This is a genomic window from Variovorax sp. 05T418, from assembly GCF_056396385.1.
Genome location: NZ_JBFTLJ010000004.1, coordinates 19,506 through 36,673, shown reverse-complemented (window position 1 = coordinate 36,673; position 17,168 = coordinate 19,506). Strand labels below are relative to the sequence as shown.

Below are 17,168 nucleotides of genomic sequence, written 5' to 3'. Positions count from 1 at the left end.
AAACGTTTAGCTACAAAAGATAAAATATAGGTACAGGGAGGAGCATTCAGCAACAGCTGACCCCTGTTTGGGCCGTGGTCGGCCTCGCTGCAACAACCAGGGGACTGTTTTGAGACGAGAAGTGAACGCGGCGGCATGGATTGCCGCTGCAATGTTGGGTGTGGCCGTGCTTCAGGGCTGCGCCGTGGCTCCGGGCATGGGTACCGTCGAGCCGTACCAGGTTGCCGAAGACCTGCCCCCCAAGTTCCAGTACCTGCCCGACGCCGCACCGGAAGACCGGATCACCCCCATCACCCCGGCCCTGGTGCGCACGCTGGCCAAAACCTCGCCCAAGGGCGTGCCGCCTGAAGTGCAGGCCCTGTTCGGCAAGCCGCAGCGCTACACCATCGGCCCCGGAGACGTGGTGGGCGTCATCGTGTATGACCACCCCGAGCTGCTGCCCAATGCCGGCGCCGTCATCTCCCAGCAAGCCGACCCCACCGGCGTGAGCGTGGCGCCAGGCTTCATCGTCGATTCGTCCGGCGAAATTGCCTTTCCCTACGTTGGCCGCGTCAGGGTTGCGGGCCTTACCGAGGCCGAGGCCGGCGACCTGATCTCCAAGCTCATCGTCACCCAGGTGCGCGAGCCCGAAGTGACCGTGCGAATCCAGTCGTTCCGCAGCCGCCGTGCTTATATAGAAGGCGAAGTGCGTGTACCCGGCTCGCAGATCTTCACCGACGTGCCCATGACGCTGAGCGAGGCCATTAACCGCGCCGGCGGCATCACCGCCAACGGCAATCGCGCGGATGTCACCCTGGTGCGCGACGGCAAGTCCGTCGACATCGACCTTACGCGCCTGCGCCAGGCTGGCCGCGACGGCAATGACATTCCGCTGAGAAACGGCGACACCATCCGCGTGGGCGCCCGCGAAGACGCCAAGGTGTACGTGATGGGCGAAATCCTGCGGCCATCAGCACTGCCGGTGCGCACCAACGGCCGCCTCAACCTGAACGAAGCGCTGGGCGAAGCAGGCGGCCCGGTGCTCACCACCTCCAACCCCGGCCAGATCTATGTGATTCGCCAGGGTGCCACCGGCCTGCCCGCGATCTTCCACCTGGACGCCAAGAACCCCGCCGCCATGGTGCTAGCCAGGCAGTTCAGCCTGGAGCCGCAAGACGTGGTTTACATCGACCCGGTGCCGCTCGTGAAGTGGAACCGCGTGATCAGCTTGATCTTGCCCGCCGCGCAGGTGGTGAACCTGGGTAGCGAAACGGCGGACCGGTTCCGCTGATAGCGGGCCAGGGTTTGTCGTGGTGAACATCTTTTGCCACGGCGGCCCAGCCGAATTGTCGGCCGCGCGCCAAGTCTCGAAAACGAGTTTGGCGAGCACTGCCACGTGCGGCCTTGTCTCCTTTTGATCAGAGCGCCCTTGTCCGGAGCCAGCCTCGAATGAACTCGAACAATTCCAAGATTGCGGTGATCGGCCTCGGCTATGTCGGCCTGCCGCTTGCCGTCGAATTCGGCAAGAAGCGCGATGTCGTTGGATTCGACATCAACCCCAAGCGCATTGCCGAACTGAGGGTAGGGCGCGACCACACGCTTGAAACCACCCCAGGAGAGTTGAAGGCAGCAAATCGCCTGGCGTTCTCATCGGATATGGCCGACCTGCGCGATTGCGGGATTTTCATCGTCACGGTGCCCACCCCCATCGACAACGCCAATCGCCCAGACCTCACGCCATTGATCAAGGCCAGCGAGACGGTCGGCAAGGTCATGCCGGCCGGCGCAATCGTCATCTATGAATCCACTGTGTACCCGGGCGCGACCGAAGAGGTGTGCGTGCCGGTGCTGGAGAAACACAGCGGCCAGAAATTCAATGTCGACTTTTTCTGCGGCTACAGCCCTGAGCGGATCAACCCCGGCGACAAGGTCAATACGCTGACCAAGATCAAGAAAATCACCAGCGGCTCCACTCCAAAGGTGGCGCAGATCGTCGACCAGCTTTACGCCGAGATCATCACGGCCGGTACCTACCCGGCGTCAAGCATCAAGGTGGCAGAGGCCGCCAAGGTTATCGAGAACACGCAGCGCGACTTGAACATTGCGCTTGTGAACGAGCTGTCCGTCATCTTCGACAGACTGGGCATCGATACGCTCGATGTGCTGGAGGCCGCGGGCAGCAAATGGAATTTCCTGCCTTTCCGGCCCGGTTTGGTTGGAGGGCACTGCATTGGTGTCGACCCTTACTACCTCACGCACAAGGCCGAGGAAGTCGGCTACCACCCCCAAGTAATTCTTGCGGGCCGGCGCATCAACGACAACATGGCCCGCTACGTGGCGCGCAACACCATCAAGCACATGTTGCGCAACGGCATGGATGTGCCGCGCTGCCGTGTCGGCGTGCTGGGCATTACCTTCAAGGAAAACTGCCCGGACATTCGCAACAGCAAGATCGTGGACATGGTGCGCGAGTTTGAAACCTGGGGTGTCCAGGTCGTGGTGGCCGACCCGTGGGCCGATTCCGCAGAGGTCGCACACGAATATGGCCTGCAACTGGGCGCCGTGGACTCCGAACATCCGGTGGATGCACTTGTGGTAGCGGTTGGCCACAACGAATACAGACAAACCAACCCTGCCGCGCTGCGCGCCATGTGCCGCGGCACGAAGCCTGTACTGGCCGACGTCAAGAGCCTTTTCAACCGGCACCACGCTGCCGAAGCTGGCTTTACCGTCTTTCGCCTTTGATATCTGAAGAAACCCAATGAAGAACTTTGCCCTTATCGGCGCAGCCGGCTACATCGCTCCGCGCCATATGCGAGCCATCAAGGACACTGGCAACCACCTGGCGGTGGCCTATGACATTAACGACTCGGTCGGAATCATCGACAGCATCTCTCCGCAGAGCGAATTCTTTACCGAGTTCGAGCGCTTTCAGGAACATGCCCAGCAGCTCAAGCGCAATCCCGCGAGCGCGCTCGACTATGTTGCGGTCTGCAGCCCCAACTATCTGCACCACGCCCATATCGCTGCCGGGCTGCGCCTGGGCGCCGACGTCATCTGCGAAAAACCGCTGGTCCCAACGCCGGAGCTTGTCGACGAATTGGCGCTGGTGGAAAAGGAAACTGGCCGCAGGGTCTACAACATCCTTCAGCTGCGCCACCACGAAGCCATCTTGAGGCTGCGTGACAAGGTAGCCAAGGCGCCTTCGGACACCAAGTTTGATGTGGAGCTCACCTACATCACGTCGCGCGGCAAGTGGTATGCCGAAAGCTGGAAGGGCGACAACCGCAAGTCCTTTGGCGTTGCGACCAATATCGGCGTGCATTTCTACGACATGCTGCACTTCATCTTCGGCAAGCTGCAGCGCAACGTGGTGCATTACAGCGGCGTTGCAAAGGCCGCCGGTTACCTTGAATACGAACGTGCGCGCGTGCGGTGGTTTCTCTCCATTGACGCTGACGATCTTCCGGCCGATGTCAAAGGCAAGAAGACGACGTTCCGCAATATCGACGTTCGCGGCGAAAAGCTCGAATTTTCTGAAGGCTTTACCGACCTGCACACCGTGAGCTACCAGGAAATTCTTGCTGGCCGCGGCTATGGGTTGGCCGATGCACGCCAATGCATCGAAACCGTGAATGTCATTCGCAGCGCTGTTCCCATCAAAGGCGAACAAGGCGAAGTGCATCCCTTCGTGCGGCACCTGGCTTGAGTGAGATTGGAATGACCTACAAGGCTCACCCCACGGCAATCGTCGATGAAGGTGCTCGCATTGGCGACGGCACGCGCATCTGGCACTGGGTGCATGTCAGCGCACAGGCGACCATTGGCGAGGGTTGCTCCCTCGGCCAGAACGTCTACGTTGGCAACGACGTGACCATTGGCCACAACGTCAAGATCCAGAACAACGTCAGCGTTTATGACGCGGTCACCTTGGAAGACGACGTGTTCTGCGGGCCGAGCATGGTCTTTACCAACGTCTACAACCCGCGTTCGGCCGTCGCGCGCAAGGACGAATATCGCCGGACCCTCGTGAAGCGGGGCGCCACGCTGGGCGCCAACTGCACCATCGTTTGCGGCAGCACCGTGGGCGAATACGCCTTCATTGGTGCTGGCGCCGTAGTCAACAGAAACGTGCCGGCCTACGCGCTCATGGTCGGAGTGCCAGCCAAACAGATCGGCTGGATGAGCGAGTTTGGCGAGCAGCTCCTACTACCGCTGCAGGGCAGGGCAGAAGCGGTTTGTGAACACACCGGAGCGCGCTACTTGCTCGACGGCAACGCCGTAATCAAGCTGGAAGCCAAGACGCCATGATCGAATTCATCGACCTCAAAGCCCAGCAAGCGCGCATCAAGGACCAGATCGGTGCGGCTATTCAGCGCGTGCTGGCACATGGGCAATACATCCTCGGCCCCGAAGTTGCCGAGCTGGAAGAGAAGCTGGCCGCCTATACGGGCGCCAGGCATTGCATTACCGTGGCCAATGGCACGGACGCATTGCAGATTGCGCAAATGGCGCTCGGCATCGGGCCGGGCGATGAAGTCATTACCCCTGGCTTTACCTACATCGCTACCGCCGAAACCGTAGCGCTGTTGGGCGCCAAGCCAGTGTATGTGGACATCGATCCGCGCACCTACAACCTGGACCCAGCGCTGCTGGAGGCTGCAATCACCCCGCGGACCAAGGCCATTGTTCCGGTGAGCCTGTATGGCCAGTGCGCCGACTTCGACGCCATCAATGCCATTGCCGCGAGGCACGGAATTCCCGTGATCGAAGATGCAGCGCAGAGCTTTGGCGCCACCTATAAGGGCCGCAAGAGCTGCAACCTCAGCACCATTGCGTGCGCTAGTTTCTTCCCCAGTAAGCCGTTGGGCTGCTATGGCGATGGCGGCGCCATCTTCACCAACGACGACGAACTAGCCAAGGTGATGCGTCAGATTGCACGACATGGGCAGGATCGGCGGTACCACCATATCCGGGTGGGTGTGAATAGCCGGCTGGATACGTTGCAGGCGGCAATTCTGTTGGCGAAGCTCGAGATATTCGATGACGAAATCGCAGCACGTCAAACTGTAGCCATCAACTACGGGAATTTACTAATCAAATCCGGCGTCGCGACGCTTCCATATATTGAACCGCACAATTCAAGCGTTTGGGCTCAATACACGGTGCAGGTGTCCAATCGAAACGAACTGCAAACCCAGATGACCCAGAGCGGTATACCTACCGCCGTTCATTACCCAATCCCACTCAATCGACAGCCCGCGGTCCAAAATAAAACTGCACATCTGCCTGTCGGAAATGAATTGGCAGATCTTGTACTGAGCCTTCCGATGGGCCCGTATCTTGAGGCCCCTACGCAGCAATTGATCGTGCGAAAATTGAAGCAATTTGCTCCGCAGATTTGACCGTGAAAAAACGTCTGATTCAGGCGATCGCCCTCCAATCATGCGGACCCCTTCTGCTCTTGGCGCTGTCCGTGTCAATTTCTAGATTTTTTGGCCCTCTAGAACAAGGAATTTTCATTTCCCTGAAATCTTGGGCGGATGTGCTTATTGCAATAGGCTGCTTTGGTTTCCCGCAAAGTGTAATTATTGCCATCAACCGGCACGACTCTGCTGAAAAAAGTTTGTATGTTGCGACACCAGTCTATGCCGCGATGTTCGTCCCAATTTTTATCGCGATTTGCTATTTTTTTGGTGCCACCAAAAATCTTCCATTCGTTGAGATTTTCGTCGTGGTGATTGGAATAGCTTGCATTGTGCTGGTCAACATCTGGCGCGGAATATTGTTAACTATCGAAGATGGGTTTCGTTTTCATTTAATTACCGCCCTGCCGACTACGATGTTAGTTGCTGTTGTTGCGGTGGGACTTAGCTGGGGGCTTTCGCTCAAAACAAGTCTTCCCTATTTTTATGTCGCGTGCGGGTTGATAACGCTTGGCTTTGGATATCTAATTTTCCCTTGGCGGATGGTTAAAAAATTGAGTGGTAAACCCATCAATTTTTGGCAATTAATTGTCAATGGAGGTGACGTTTTCATACAAGGCCTTTCAAATACGCTCCAGATTTATTTTTGTTTTGCCTGGCTGAGGCATGTTGATGGACTTGCATCAGTTGGCTATTTTAGTATGGCCCTTGTTGCACTGAATGCATTTGGATTTCCTCTGCAATCTATCGCGCCCATGATACTTAATAGATGGAGCAAACAAGGTGATCGACAAGCCTTGCATTCCGGGGCTAAGGAGATGAGGAAGGCTATTCTATTTGTGGCGCTGATTTCAATTGCGTCGATTTTGGTTACCCCATTGGCCGCTGTTCAAATCTTGGGGCCGAGTTTCGCTCACGCAGTGCCTGCAATTCAAATTATGCTCTTGGCAATCATGCCTCTCTTGGTGTTTCGGTTGGCAAGTTTGAGGCTCGTGGCAGTTGGGCAATTTAGATTCAATTCATTTATAGTGGTCGCGCGAAGCTTTTTGCTAATTTGTTTGCTCTATCTTGCAGGGTTGCAACTAAATGGTGGTCAGCCAGCCACTATTGCGGCCGTATGCTGGGTTGTCGTGGAGGTGTTGGCTGCAATTGTCATTAGCTATAGAGTAAATCATGTTCGAAACGCTTTGACCAACGGCATAAGAATATGATTCGACTTTTCCTTAATATAGTGAAGGCACTCGCAACGTGGTTTTACTATAGGGTGGGTTTTTTTAGGGCATGCATCGTTGGTGTTCAGCACGTTGATTGGCGTGCCCGGATCAGCCCGAAGGCTATTCTCCACGGGGTTCGCGCCATCGGGAATGCAGAAATTGGGCGCGATGTCGTGATTGGTGCCGGAACTTACATCAGTTCGGGCGTTCTTCAGTCCGGACGCATAGGCCGGTATTGTTCAGTTGGACCCGATGTATTCATCGGGCCGACTGAGCATCGGCTTGATTATTGGACGACATCTCCGTACGAGGCTCAAGATCGAGGAGAAGATGCGGGAATAACTATTCGAAATGTCCCACCCCCAACAATCGGCGATGGTGTATGGATTGGGGCGAAGGTAGTAATACTTCGCGGAGTTGCCATCGGAGACCATTCGGTAGTGGCGGCTGGAGCGGTTGTTACGACAACAATACCTCCTAATGAATTATGGGGTGGCGTGCCAGCCAGAAGAATTCGTGATGTAAATTTCGGTTTTCCCGAGTCAATGGTGAGTTCCACATGAAGGCAAATCCTATTAATCAGCGGCCATATTCGTCCGCTGCTGGAAATATCAGCATTTATAACGGAAGCCTCTTATTGATTGCCTTGCCACTTTTGCCAATGCTATCCGGCGGTATAGGTGTCAAGTGGCTGGGCTACGTCGGTTTGTTTGCAGCATTCCTAGTCTTAATTAGAGCGCCTCTTCGCCGCCAACGACGTAATGAATTTGAGTTGGTTCATTTGTTCTTTCTCAGTTTGCTTCCAATCGGGGTGATCAGTGCGTCATCGCTTGACAGTCAAGCGCTCGTGCAAACCCTACAAATTATCCTTATTGCGTTGATAATTTGGCAGGGGCCCAGCTTGGCGTACACAAATCGAGCGGCTAAATTTTCAACCAAACTCTGTCTTGCGCTATCCGTTTTTGCACTTGTCGATCTAATTTACGGATTGGAAGTTTTGTCCGCCAATCCAAACCTTTATGGGGTCGCAGCGTTTTGCTGGGGTGCGATAACGATTAAAAATCGCATTTCCTGCAACGGCCGTATTGGCCGCGCGCGGCTGATCGCGCTGCTCGTCGTCCCGTTTGTAACAGCTCTCGCTTCGGGCAGTAGATCATCTTTGGCCGCGATTTTTGTCATGATTGCTTGGATTGAGGTCGGCAGATTGCCGGTTTTGAAGGGGATTCGCTCGATCGGCGCCATGTTAGTGATTTGCGCGCCAATTGTTTTATTGCTCAATGTTGACTCTGACGCAATAGGCTCCGCGACGGAATTAATTCCAGCAATCGGTGAGAAGCATGCTCTTTCGGGTCGAGATGCAATATGGTCTTCTATTTATGTCAGCGTAAGTTCCAACGGGTTTGCTGGCTTTGGACTTGGAAGCATGCCTGGCGATTTGCAGAACGGGGTGAATGACGGCCTGTCGGCTCACAACGGCTTTTTTYAGATCTTCTATCAATTTGGTGTCTGGGGGTTTGCTATCTACGTTCTCACTTTTGCATTTTTAATAAAAAGAATGCATCGTCGAGATGACGCAGGAGCAAGTGTTGCAATACTCTTGGGCGCTATTGTCTTGGAGATGTTTGAAGTCGTAATGACGCAAAACCACTTTGGCGCAGGTTTGTCGTTGTGGTCCATTGCAACGCTCTCATCTGTCTCGCTCAATCGCGATCCAAGAAAATAAAATGAAGATTGTCATTCTGGGAAATGCGGCGAGCATTCACATAATTCGCTGGGCCAACGGATTAGTGGAGCGAGGCCTGTCAGTGCACGTGATCAGTGCGCATAAGGGGATTGGCGGGTTTGATCGGCGCGTTGTTTTGCATGAGCTTCAAAGAAAAGCACCGCTTGGCTATGTTGGGGCAGTATTTGAACTGAGAAGTTTGCTTAGGGTAATTCATCCCGATGTTCTAAATGCTCATTACGCCACCGGTTACGGTTTTTTGGCTCGATTATCTAGGTTTAAGCCATTGCTGCTCTCCGTGTGGGGCAGCGATGTTTATCTGTTCCCGAAAAAATCGATTTTTCATCGAGCTTTGTTGCGCGGAAATTTGAATGCGGCATCTGCGGTGGCTTCTACAAGTTTATGCATGTCGAGGGCGGTGCGCGAGAACTTTCGACGCGGGTCGATATTCATAACGCCGTTTGGAATTGATGAAGATGATTTCACGCCCCCGAAAATTGGGTGTAGAGGCTCTGCGGTGGTAGTCGGAACCGTCAAATCCTTAAAACATGAGTATGGAATTGATACTCTAATTAATGCGTTCTCTATTTTGCTGAAGGATCTGGGCGGCGATGCTTCTTTGTATTTGGAGGTTACCGGCGCCGGAGTGGAACTAGATAACTTAAAAATATTGGCAGGGGAACTGGGAATTGCCAATAGGGTGACTTTTCACGGCCAAGTGCCTCATTCGAAAGTCCCGGCAATGCTAGAAAGGCTTGACATCTACGTGGCACTCAGTCGATCGGAAAGCTTCGGAGTCGCGATTTTGGAGGCGGGCGCGTGCGGAAAACCCGTGGTGGTTTCCGATGCGGACGGACCAGCCGAGGTAACTATTCACGAGACGACAGGATTGATCGTAAAAAAAGACGATCCCATTGCTGCAGCTAAGGCTATTTCAAAATTGGTCCGTAATGCCGACTTGCGGATCGCCATGGGGCGTGCAGGGCGTGCTCATGTGCTTAAGAATTACAGTTGGAAGAGATCTGTTGATCTTATGCTGCAGGCATACGAGGAAGTATCAGGATCAAAAAAATAATTCTGATATGGATCTTCATGCATCCTTGGATGCAGCACTCAATTTAAGTTATCTACGCCGCTCTTGCGGCGCGTGAATGCACTACTCTCTGAACATGAAACAGGTTTGGATTCTTAACCACTACGCTCAAGAACCGGGAGGTGCGGGTGGCACCCGCCATTTCCATTTTGCTAAATATTTGGAGGCGCTGGGCTGGCAAGCCACGCTGATCGCTGCTAGCGTTGAGCTCAATAGCGGTCGTCAACGGCTGCAGCCCGGTGAGGCACTGCGGTATGAGCGCATTGATGGCATTCCGTTTTTGTGGGTACGTACGCCCGAGTATCGAGGCAATGGCGGTGGCCGCATGCGAAACATGCTGGCCTATATGTGGCAAGCAATCTTGAAAAAAACGACTCGACAGTTGCCGAGACCTGACGTCGTATTCGGCTCTAGCGTCCATCCCTTTGCTGCGGTGGCGGGTGTACTGTTGGCGCGCCGGTTTAAGGTGCCATTTGTGTTTGAGGTACGCGATCTTTGGCCGCAGACCCTCGTGGATATGGGGCGGTTGCGTGAACGCGCTTTCATGACTTGGGCGCTACGCAAACTGGAGTTATGGCTCTACCGTCGCGCGGCAAACATTGTGGTGCTGTTGCCGCGTGCTTGGGAGTACATCGCCCCGCTCGGCATTCCAAAAGAACGCATTATTTGGATACCCAATGGCGTTGATCTGTCGTTGTTTCCGCCGTCCGAACTCCCTGCTCGAAGATCATCTGAGCCGTTTACGCTCATGTATTTTGGTGCGCATGGGCAGGCCAATGCTTTGGACAACGTGTTAGAGGCGATGAAGCTTGTAAGGGATCGACAGCAGAACCCGCACATTCGTTTGCGCATGATTGGAGATGGCCCGCTAAAGGCAGTTTTGACGGCGCAGGCGCAGCGACTGGGCCTGGACAACGTAAGTTTTGAACCCCCGGTGCCTAAGAGTCAAATTCCGAAGTTGGCTTCTGAAGCGGACGCGTTTGTTATTCCTGTACCTGATTTGCCAAAGCTCTATCGATACGGAATTAGTCCAAATAAACTTTTTGATTATTTGGCTGCGGAGCGTCCGATTATTATCGCGACGGGAGCCGCAGATAATCCGGTCGCGGATGCTGGTGCAGGGTTGTCCGTAGTTGCGGGGCGGCCAATCGCACTCGCAGACGCTATTCTAAAAATGGCGTTGATGCCGCAAGAAGAGCGCAAGCGCATGGGACGTGCGGGCCGGGAATACGTGGAAAAAAATCATGATTTTCGGCAGCTAGCAAGTCGATTGGCCGTGATGCTGAACGAGGTTTCCGAGTTGCAATTTAACTTCAAAAAATGAAATCGCCAACGACCATACTGATTCTTGCACCCCATACCGACGATGGAGAGTTTGGGTGTGGCGGAACAATTGCGCGCTATGTGTCAGAAGGCGCTCGTGCCATCTACGTGGCGTTCTCTGCAGCTGAACAATCGGTCCTACCGCACCTGCCGAGTAATATTTTGAGAACTGAAGTACGTCAGGCCACTGCTGAGTTGGGAGTAGCCGGTGAGGATTGCTTGGTTCTCGATTTTGAGGTTCGCCGCTTCCCAGAGTTGCGCCAACAGATCTTGGACAAGATGATTGAATTAAATCGGGAATTTAATCCCGACATGGTGTTTCTACCCAGTGCCAACGATACCCATCAGGATCATCAAACTATCGCGCAAGAAGGATTTCGAGCTTTTAAGCGGACTACCATGCTGGGCTATGAGGTGCCATGGAATAACCTGGATTTTCGTACGAGTTGTTTTTTTGATATCGGTGACAAACATCTGGAAAAAAAGATCCGAGCGATCGGCATGTATGAGTCTCAAAGACATCGCACTTATGCTAACGCCGAATTTATCCGCAGCTTGGCATTGACCCGGGGAGTGCAAATTGGCAAGCGATATGCGGAAGCATTTGAGGTGGTGAGATGGGTCATCAGTTAAAAAGTCCCCTGTCAGCATGCTTGCTGGCAGAAGCACTTGGCCTCGCTTGGCACGGCCGAGATGTGGCCATTACGCAAATTAAGCCGTTTTCTACGATTGACGCGGGCGCGCTGTGTTTTGCAAAAATTGTTCCGCCTGAATTTTTGAAGATTCCAGCGGTGTTGATTGCACCGCTCGGCACGGAGCCGGGTATCGGCGCGGTAATTGAGGCAAGTAACCCAAGATTGACATTTGCAAGAGCTTTGCATGTCATGGCTGTCAATCCCGGCTTCGACGAGCCCTTATTACCCGCTGTCATTGCTCCTGATGCAATAGTTAGCCCGACGGCTGTGATCGGACGGGATGTTCGCATTGGTTCTCGTACTGTAATTGGTCACCATGTGGTGATTGCCGACGGTGTCACAATTGGTGCTGATTGCCATGTCAAATCGCAAGCGGTTATTGGGGAGTCGGGCTTTGGATTTGAACGAGATGAAAATGGAATCCCGGTACGAATGCTGCATTTGGGTGCAGTGGTAATTGGCGATCGAGTTGAAATTGGAAGCTTCACCACGGTATGTAGAGCTACACTTGGTTCAACGATTATCGAAAGTGATTCAAAGATAGATGATCACGTTCATGTCGCTCATAACTGTCGCATTCGGCGCGGGGCGATGGTGACTGCCTGTGCAGAAATCAGTGGCGGAGTTGATATAGGTGAATTTTCATGGATCGGCCCTAACACATCTATTATCCAAAAGGTGAGCGTGGGGAGTCATGCGTTCGTTGGCATTGGCTCTAATGTGACTAAGTCAGTCTCTGATGGATTTGTTGTTGCGGGTAATCCGGCGCGAGTTCTGCGGCGTGCAGGGTAATCTTTGAGCATCTTGATAAAACGGCGACGGGAAAGCAGAAAAAGAGGCTTCGATTGATAAAGCGGATTTTCGATCTCATTTTGGCTGCTATTGCATTATTAATTGTTGGTTTTCCACTATTAATTTTGATATGGCAAGTGCGGTCCAAATTGGGCAGTCCAGTTTTTTTTCGCCAGACACGACCCGGATTGAGTGGGCAACCATTTGACATGGTCAAGTTTCGCACCATGACCGACGCACGCGGCCCGGATGGACAGCTATTGGCTGACGCAGATCGGTTGACCCCGTTCAGCCGTTTGCTCCGCGCCAGTAGCCTCGACGAGTTGCCCGAACTTTGGAACGTGATCAAGGGCGACATGAGCTTGGTCGGGCCCCGTCCGTTGCTGATGGACTATCTGCCTCTGTACTCCGCCGAGCAATCTCGGCGCCACAACGTACGCCCCGGCATCACCGGCTGGGCGCAGGTCAATGGCCGCAACGCGCTGAGCTGGGAAGAGAAGTTCAAGCTCGACGTCTGGTATGTCGACAACCGCACGCTGTGGCTCGACATCAAGATCCTGTGGCTCACAGTGCGCAAGGTGCTGGTGCGCGACGGAATCTCTGCGGCGGGCGAGGCCACCATGTCCCGCTTCACCGGCTCTTCCGCCGCCACTTCGCACGGAGGCGAGTCATGACGCAACCCTTGTTCGCGGTCTACGGCGCGAGCGGCTGCGGCCGTGGCGTGATGCCGCTGGCGCGTGCGCAGCTGGTGGGGCAATGCATTGCTGGAACGCGGCTTGTTTTCATAGATGACCAACCCGCTGAACCTGTGGTCAATGGCCAGCGGGTGCTGCGCTATGCGGAATTCCTGCAGCAAGAAGCGAGCGAGCGCCATGTCGTTCTGGCCATTGCCAACAGCAAGGTGCGCGAGCAATTGGCTGAGCGCTGCAAGGCGGACGGCGTGCACGCCTGGACGGTGAGCGCGAGCAACGTGGTGCGCATGGACGACGTGGAACTGGGCGAGGGCGCGGCCCTGAGCCCCTTCGTCACGCTCACGTCCAACATCCGTATTGGCCGACATTTTCACGCCAACCTTTATAGCTACGTCGAGCATGACTGCGTGATCGGCGACTTTGTCACCTTTGCGCCGGGCGCCAAGTGCAACGGCAATGTGGTCATCGAAGACCACGCATACATCGGCTCGGGTGCGGTCATCAAGCAAGGCCGTCCGGGAAAGCCATTACTCATAGGGCGCGGCGCGGTGGTCGGAATGGGCGCTGTGGTCACGCGAGATGTGCCGGCCGGCGCCACGGTGGTCGGCAATCCGGCCCGTCTCTTTTCTTCCAAAGGTTGATTGTGCTGAATACCTCGTTCTCTCCCTGGCCCAGTTTCACTGCTGAAGAGGCCGAAGCCGTGCAGCGCGTGCTGCTCTCCAACAAGGTCAACTACTGGACTGGGCAGGAATGCCGCGAGTTCGAAAAGGAGTTTGCCTCGTGGACGGGCACCGCGCATGCCGTGGCGCTAGCCAATGGCACATTGGCGTTGGACGTGGCCTTGAAGGCGCTGGGCATCGGCACGGACGATGAAGTGGTGGTGACGCCGCGCACCTTCATGGCAAGCGTTTCTTGCGTGGTCAATGCAGGTGCCACGCCGGTGTTTGCGGATGTGGAGGCCGACAGTGGCAATCTTTCTGCAGCCACCATTGCGCGGGTGCTCACGCCGCGCACGCGCGCGGTCGTCTGCGTGCACCTGGGCGGCTGGCCTTGCGACATGGATCCGATCATGGCGTTGGCCGAGCAGCATGGCTTCAAGGTCATCGAAGACTGCGCCCAGGCGCATGGTGCGCACTACAAGGGGCGGGCGGTCGGCTCCATCGGGCATGTGGGCGCCTGGTCCTTCTGCCAGGACAAGATCATGACCACTGGCGGAGAGGGCGGCATGGTCACCACCAACGACGAGTCGCTCTGGCGCGCCATGTGGGAATTCAAGGACCACGGCAAGAGCCACGATGCGGTGTTCAAGCGCGAGCATCCGCCCGGCTTCCGTTGGCTGCATGAAAGCTTCGGCACCAACTGGCGCATGTTGGAGATGCAGGCCGTGATCGGCCGTATCCAGCTGCGCCGCATGGCCGACTGGACCGCGCTGCGCACGCGCCATGCACAGGCGCTGTGGGCGGCCTGCCGCCCACACGCGGCGGTTCGCGTGCCGACTCTGCCCGAAGGCAGCGTGCATGCGCACTACAAGTGCTATGCCTACGTTCAGCCCGAGCGGCTGGCCCCCGGCTGGAACCGTGACCGTATCGTGAACGCCGTCCAGGCGCTGGGCGTGCCCTGCTACCAAGGTTCCTGCTCGGAGGTCTACTTGGAGAAGGCTTTCGATGGCACCGGCTGGCGGCCGGCGGAGCGCTTGCCGGTGGCGCGCGCCCTGGGCGAAACCAGCGTCATGTTCCTGGTGCACCCAACGCTCACAGCGGCGGAAATGGACGCCAGCTGCGCGGCCGTTGGGCAAGTGCTGCAAGAAGCGAGCGCCACATGAACTTCCATGCGGCGCCCAGTTGGTGGCCCCGGCCCGGTGCCGCGGTATGGAGCTGGCTGCTGGCTTTGGCAATGCTCGCGCTGCTGGTGTTGAGCCTGGCCCCAGCCTCGGTAGCTTCTGCCTTGCCTTCGACTGGTTGGGACAAAAGCAATCACGCCTTGGGTTTTGCGGTGCTGGGGCTGCTGGGCCAGTTGGCTTGGCCGGGGCGCACGGCCATCGTCTTGACCACATTGCTGGCCTATGGCGGGCTCATCGAGCTGCTGCAATCGTTGACGCCTGATCGTGTTGCCGAGGCTACCGATCTGTTGGCGGATTGGGTGGGGCTGCTGCTGGGCGCGGGCCTGGCCTTCTTGCTGGAGCGCCGGCGTAGCGACAAGAACTTATCGAGGGAGTCCACATGATCGATCGTCTGGCCCAACCTGTGTTGGCAATGCCACGGCCTTTGAAGCGGGTGTTGGCCTTGTCGGTGGACGCTGGCCTGTGCGTGTTGTGCGTGTGGATAGCACTCAGCCTGCGCTACGACAGATGTGTAGAGCTGGCGGGCGTGCACTGGCTGGCGGTAGCGGGCGCGGTCATGCTGGCGCTGCCGTTGTTCGTGATCACGGGCCTTTACCGAGCAATTTTCCGGTACGCCGGCAGTGCGGCGTTGATGGCGATTGGGCGCGCCTGCTCCTTGTTCAGCGTGGGCTACGTCATGATGTTCACCTTGGTCGGCGTGGAGGGCATTCCGCGCACTGTGGGCCTGTTGGTGCCTGCGCTGCTGTTGTTCACCGTGGGCGCTTCGCGGCTGGCTGCGCGCTACTGGCTGGGCGGCTTGTATTCGCAGCTGCTGCGGAGCAAGACGCTGCCGCAGGTGGTGATCTACGGCGCCGGCAAGGCCGGGCGCCAGCTGGCTGCGGCGCTCGCGCACAGCCCCGAGATGGTGGTGCATAGCTTTGTCGACGATTCGCCGCATCTGCAGGGCCGCACCCTGAACGGGCTGCCGATCTACGCGCCATCGTGGCTCAAGGCCAATGCCGTCGCGCAGGGCATTACGGATGTGCTGCTGGCGCTGCCTTCAGTTTCGCAAGGGCGCCGGGCGCAAATTCTGAACGAACTCTTGTCGCTGCGCCTGCACGTGCGTACGCTCCCTGGCATGGCCGACCTGGCGCAGGGAAGGGTGCAGGTCAAAGACCTGATGGAGGTCGACATCGAAGACCTGCTGGGCCGCGATCCGGTGGCGCCAGTCGACCATCTGCTCCACCGCCATGTGCGCGGCAAGGTGGTGCTGGTGACGGGTGCGGGCGGCTCCATTGGCAGCGAGCTGTGCCGCCAGATCGCACAGCTGAAGCCTTCGGTGCTGTTGCTGGTCGAATGGAGCGAGTACGCGCTGTATGCCATTCATCGCGAGCTCGAGCAGAAGGCGCCCGCGCTGAGCGTGGTGCCGCTGCTGGCCTCCGTATGCGATGGTGCGCGCATGCGCCAGATCATGGGCGTGTGGCGGCCCCACACGGTCTACCACGCGGCCGCCTATAAGCATGTGCCGCTGGTGGAGCACAACCCTGTGGAAGGCCTGATCAACAACACGCTGGGTACGCTCACCGCGGCCTTGGCGGCGCGTGACCATGGCGTAGGCCAGTTTGTGCTGGTGAGCACCGACAAGGCAGTGCGGCCGACCAACATCATGGGCGCCAGCAAGCGCCTGGCCGAAATGACGCTCCAGGGCCTGGCCCAGCAGAAGCCGGGCACCTGTTTTTCGATGGTGCGCTTTGGCAATGTGCTGGGCTCCAGCGGTTCGGTGGTGCCGCTGTTCCGCCAGCAGATCGAAGCGGGCGGGCCGATTACGCTCACGCACGAAGACATCACGCGCTACTTCATGACCATTCCTGAAGCGGCGCAATTGGTGATCCAGGCTGGCGCCATGGCTGAGGGCGGAGACGTGTTTGTGCTGGAAATGGGTGAGCCCGTGCGCATCATCGACCTGGCGCGTCGCCTGGTAGAACTGTCAGGCCGCACCGTATGCGACGCGCAAAACCCCGAAGGCGACATCGAGCTGCTGATCACCGGGCTGCGGCCCGGTGAAAAGCTTTATGAAGAGCTGCTGATTGGCGACAACGCGATGCCCACCGCCCATCCGCGCGTGATGAAGGCGCATGAGGCCTGCCCGCCCTGGCAAGAGCTGACCCGGCAGATCGATGAGTTGGGCGCGCTGCTGGAGCTCAACGACGTGCCTGCAATCAAGTGCAAGCTGCAGCAGCTTTTGGGTGGCTACCGCCCGCACGCAGAGGTGGTCGACTGGGTGTATATGGAGCTTGAACGCCAGAATGACCTGCTGCCCGCCCCGGTATCGGTTGCACCTGATTCCGTCGCCTCCGGCGTTGCAGTGCCCCCGCCGGTGCTCGCTTCCGTCTGATCTCTTGTTGCGGTGCT

The 17,168-nt window shown here is 56.7% G+C and carries 17 protein-coding genes; all 17 read left to right on the top strand.

The genetic code is table 11. The annotated features are described in order from the left end of the window. Positions 1-196: 196 nt before the first annotated feature. Positions 197-1,270, top strand: a complete 1,074-nt coding sequence (locus AC1DMS_RS08605; protein WP_478180871.1) for a polysaccharide biosynthesis/export family protein — start codon at positions 197-199, stop codon at positions 1,268-1,270. Between the two features lie 158 nt (positions 1,271-1,428). Continuing rightward, on the top strand, positions 1,429-2,724 hold the full coding sequence (locus AC1DMS_RS08600) for a nucleotide sugar dehydrogenase (RefSeq protein WP_478180870.1): 1,296 nt from the start codon (positions 1,429-1,431) through the stop codon (positions 2,722-2,724). Between the two features lie 16 nt (positions 2,725-2,740). Further along, positions 2,741-3,688 carry a Gfo/Idh/MocA family oxidoreductase gene (locus AC1DMS_RS08595; protein WP_478180869.1) on the top strand — a complete coding sequence of 316 codons (948 nt, stop codon included), beginning with the start codon at positions 2,741-2,743 and terminating at the stop codon, positions 3,686-3,688. A gap of 11 nt (positions 3,689-3,699) precedes the next feature. After that, positions 3,700-4,290: an acyltransferase gene (locus AC1DMS_RS08590; protein WP_478180868.1), complete on the top strand. Its 591-nt coding sequence runs from the start codon at positions 3,700-3,702 to the stop codon at positions 4,288-4,290. Further along, complete coding sequence (locus AC1DMS_RS08585; RefSeq protein WP_478180867.1) at positions 4,287-5,384, top strand: DegT/DnrJ/EryC1/StrS family aminotransferase; 1,098 nt, start codon at positions 4,287-4,289, stop codon at positions 5,382-5,384. Before AC1DMS_RS08590 ends, AC1DMS_RS08585 begins: the two co-directional genes overlap by 4 nt. Before the next feature lie 2 nt (positions 5,385-5,386). Next, positions 5,387-6,616, top strand: coding sequence for an MATE family efflux transporter (locus AC1DMS_RS08580; protein ID WP_478180866.1), 1,230 nt, complete (start codon positions 5,387-5,389; stop codon positions 6,614-6,616). Then, positions 6,613-7,182, top strand: coding sequence for an acyltransferase (locus AC1DMS_RS08575; RefSeq protein ID WP_478180865.1), 570 nt, complete (start codon positions 6,613-6,615; stop codon positions 7,180-7,182). The genes AC1DMS_RS08580 and AC1DMS_RS08575 overlap by 4 nt, the downstream gene beginning before the upstream one ends. Then, positions 7,179-8,342 carry an O-antigen ligase family protein gene (locus AC1DMS_RS08570; RefSeq protein WP_478180864.1) on the top strand — a complete coding sequence of 388 codons (1,164 nt, stop codon included), beginning with the start codon at positions 7,179-7,181 and terminating at the stop codon, positions 8,340-8,342. The genes AC1DMS_RS08575 and AC1DMS_RS08570 overlap by 4 nt, the downstream gene beginning before the upstream one ends. 1 nt (position 8,343) lies before the next feature. Continuing rightward, the gene (locus AC1DMS_RS08565) at positions 8,344-9,417 is read left to right on the top strand and encodes a glycosyltransferase (protein WP_478180863.1); all 1,074 of its coding nucleotides are present in this window, start codon (positions 8,344-8,346) and stop codon (positions 9,415-9,417) included. A 94-nt stretch (positions 9,418-9,511) separates the two neighbouring features. Next, on the top strand, positions 9,512-10,759 hold the full coding sequence (locus AC1DMS_RS08560) for a glycosyltransferase family 4 protein (protein ID WP_478180862.1): 1,248 nt from the start codon (positions 9,512-9,514) through the stop codon (positions 10,757-10,759). Continuing rightward, positions 10,756-11,391: a PIG-L deacetylase family protein gene (locus AC1DMS_RS08555; RefSeq protein ID WP_478180861.1), complete on the top strand. Its 636-nt coding sequence runs from the start codon at positions 10,756-10,758 to the stop codon at positions 11,389-11,391. The genes AC1DMS_RS08560 and AC1DMS_RS08555 overlap by 4 nt, the downstream gene beginning before the upstream one ends. Beyond that, positions 11,376-12,245, top strand: coding sequence for a hypothetical protein (locus AC1DMS_RS08550; protein ID WP_478180860.1), 870 nt, complete (start codon positions 11,376-11,378; stop codon positions 12,243-12,245). The genes AC1DMS_RS08555 and AC1DMS_RS08550 overlap by 16 nt, the downstream gene beginning before the upstream one ends. 53 nt (positions 12,246-12,298) lie before the next feature. After that, on the top strand, positions 12,299-12,919 hold the full coding sequence (locus tag AC1DMS_RS08545; protein ID WP_478180859.1) for a sugar transferase: 621 nt from the start codon (positions 12,299-12,301) through the stop codon (positions 12,917-12,919). Then, positions 12,916-13,578: an acetyltransferase gene (locus tag AC1DMS_RS08540; RefSeq protein WP_478180858.1), complete on the top strand. Its 663-nt coding sequence runs from the start codon at positions 12,916-12,918 to the stop codon at positions 13,576-13,578. The genes AC1DMS_RS08545 and AC1DMS_RS08540 overlap by 4 nt, the downstream gene beginning before the upstream one ends. Positions 13,579-13,580: 2 nt before the next feature. Continuing rightward, positions 13,581-14,759 (top strand): DegT/DnrJ/EryC1/StrS family aminotransferase, encoded by a 1,179-nt coding sequence (locus tag AC1DMS_RS08535; RefSeq protein WP_478180857.1) that lies wholly within the window; start codon positions 13,581-13,583, stop codon positions 14,757-14,759. Beyond that, positions 14,756-15,160 carry a VanZ family protein gene (locus AC1DMS_RS08530; RefSeq protein ID WP_478180856.1) on the top strand — a complete coding sequence of 135 codons (405 nt, stop codon included), beginning with the start codon at positions 14,756-14,758 and terminating at the stop codon, positions 15,158-15,160. Before AC1DMS_RS08535 ends, AC1DMS_RS08530 begins: the two co-directional genes overlap by 4 nt. Then, entirely contained in the window at positions 15,157-17,151 is a 1,995-nt protein-coding gene (locus AC1DMS_RS08525) for a polysaccharide biosynthesis protein (RefSeq protein ID WP_478180855.1), read from the top strand. Before AC1DMS_RS08530 ends, AC1DMS_RS08525 begins: the two co-directional genes overlap by 4 nt. The last annotated feature ends 17 nt before the right edge of the window (positions 17,152-17,168 follow it).

Bases quoted from the DNA above. Each gene is read 5' to 3' on its own strand.
- AC1DMS_RS08525 (WP_478180855.1), top strand. From the start codon at position 15,157: ATGATCGATCGTCTGGCCCAACCTGTGTTGGCAATGCCACGGCCTTTG.
- AC1DMS_RS08560 (WP_478180862.1), top strand. From the start codon at position 9,512: ATGAAACAGGTTTGGATTCTTAACCACTACGCTCAAGAACCGGGAGGT.
- AC1DMS_RS08550 (WP_478180860.1), top strand. From the start codon at position 11,376: ATGGGTCATCAGTTAAAAAGTCCCCTGTCAGCATGCTTGCTGGCAGAA.
- AC1DMS_RS08600 (WP_478180870.1), top strand. From the start codon at position 1,429: ATGAACTCGAACAATTCCAAGATTGCGGTGATCGGCCTCGGCTATGTC.
- AC1DMS_RS08575 (WP_478180865.1), top strand. From the start codon at position 6,613: ATGATTCGACTTTTCCTTAATATAGTGAAGGCACTCGCAACGTGGTTT.
- AC1DMS_RS08590 (WP_478180868.1), top strand. From the start codon at position 3,700: ATGACCTACAAGGCTCACCCCACGGCAATCGTCGATGAAGGTGCTCGC.
- AC1DMS_RS08585 (WP_478180867.1), top strand. From the start codon at position 4,287: ATGATCGAATTCATCGACCTCAAAGCCCAGCAAGCGCGCATCAAGGAC.
- AC1DMS_RS08565 (WP_478180863.1), top strand. From the start codon at position 8,344: ATGAAGATTGTCATTCTGGGAAATGCGGCGAGCATTCACATAATTCGC.
- AC1DMS_RS08540 (WP_478180858.1), top strand. From the start codon at position 12,916: ATGACGCAACCCTTGTTCGCGGTCTACGGCGCGAGCGGCTGCGGCCGT.
- AC1DMS_RS08555 (WP_478180861.1), top strand. From the start codon at position 10,756: ATGAAATCGCCAACGACCATACTGATTCTTGCACCCCATACCGACGAT.
- AC1DMS_RS08605 (WP_478180871.1), top strand. From the start codon at position 197: ATGGGTACCGTCGAGCCGTACCAGGTTGCCGAAGACCTGCCCCCCAAG.
- AC1DMS_RS08595 (WP_478180869.1), top strand. From the start codon at position 2,741: ATGAAGAACTTTGCCCTTATCGGCGCAGCCGGCTACATCGCTCCGCGC.
- AC1DMS_RS08530 (WP_478180856.1), top strand. From the start codon at position 14,756: ATGAACTTCCATGCGGCGCCCAGTTGGTGGCCCCGGCCCGGTGCCGCG.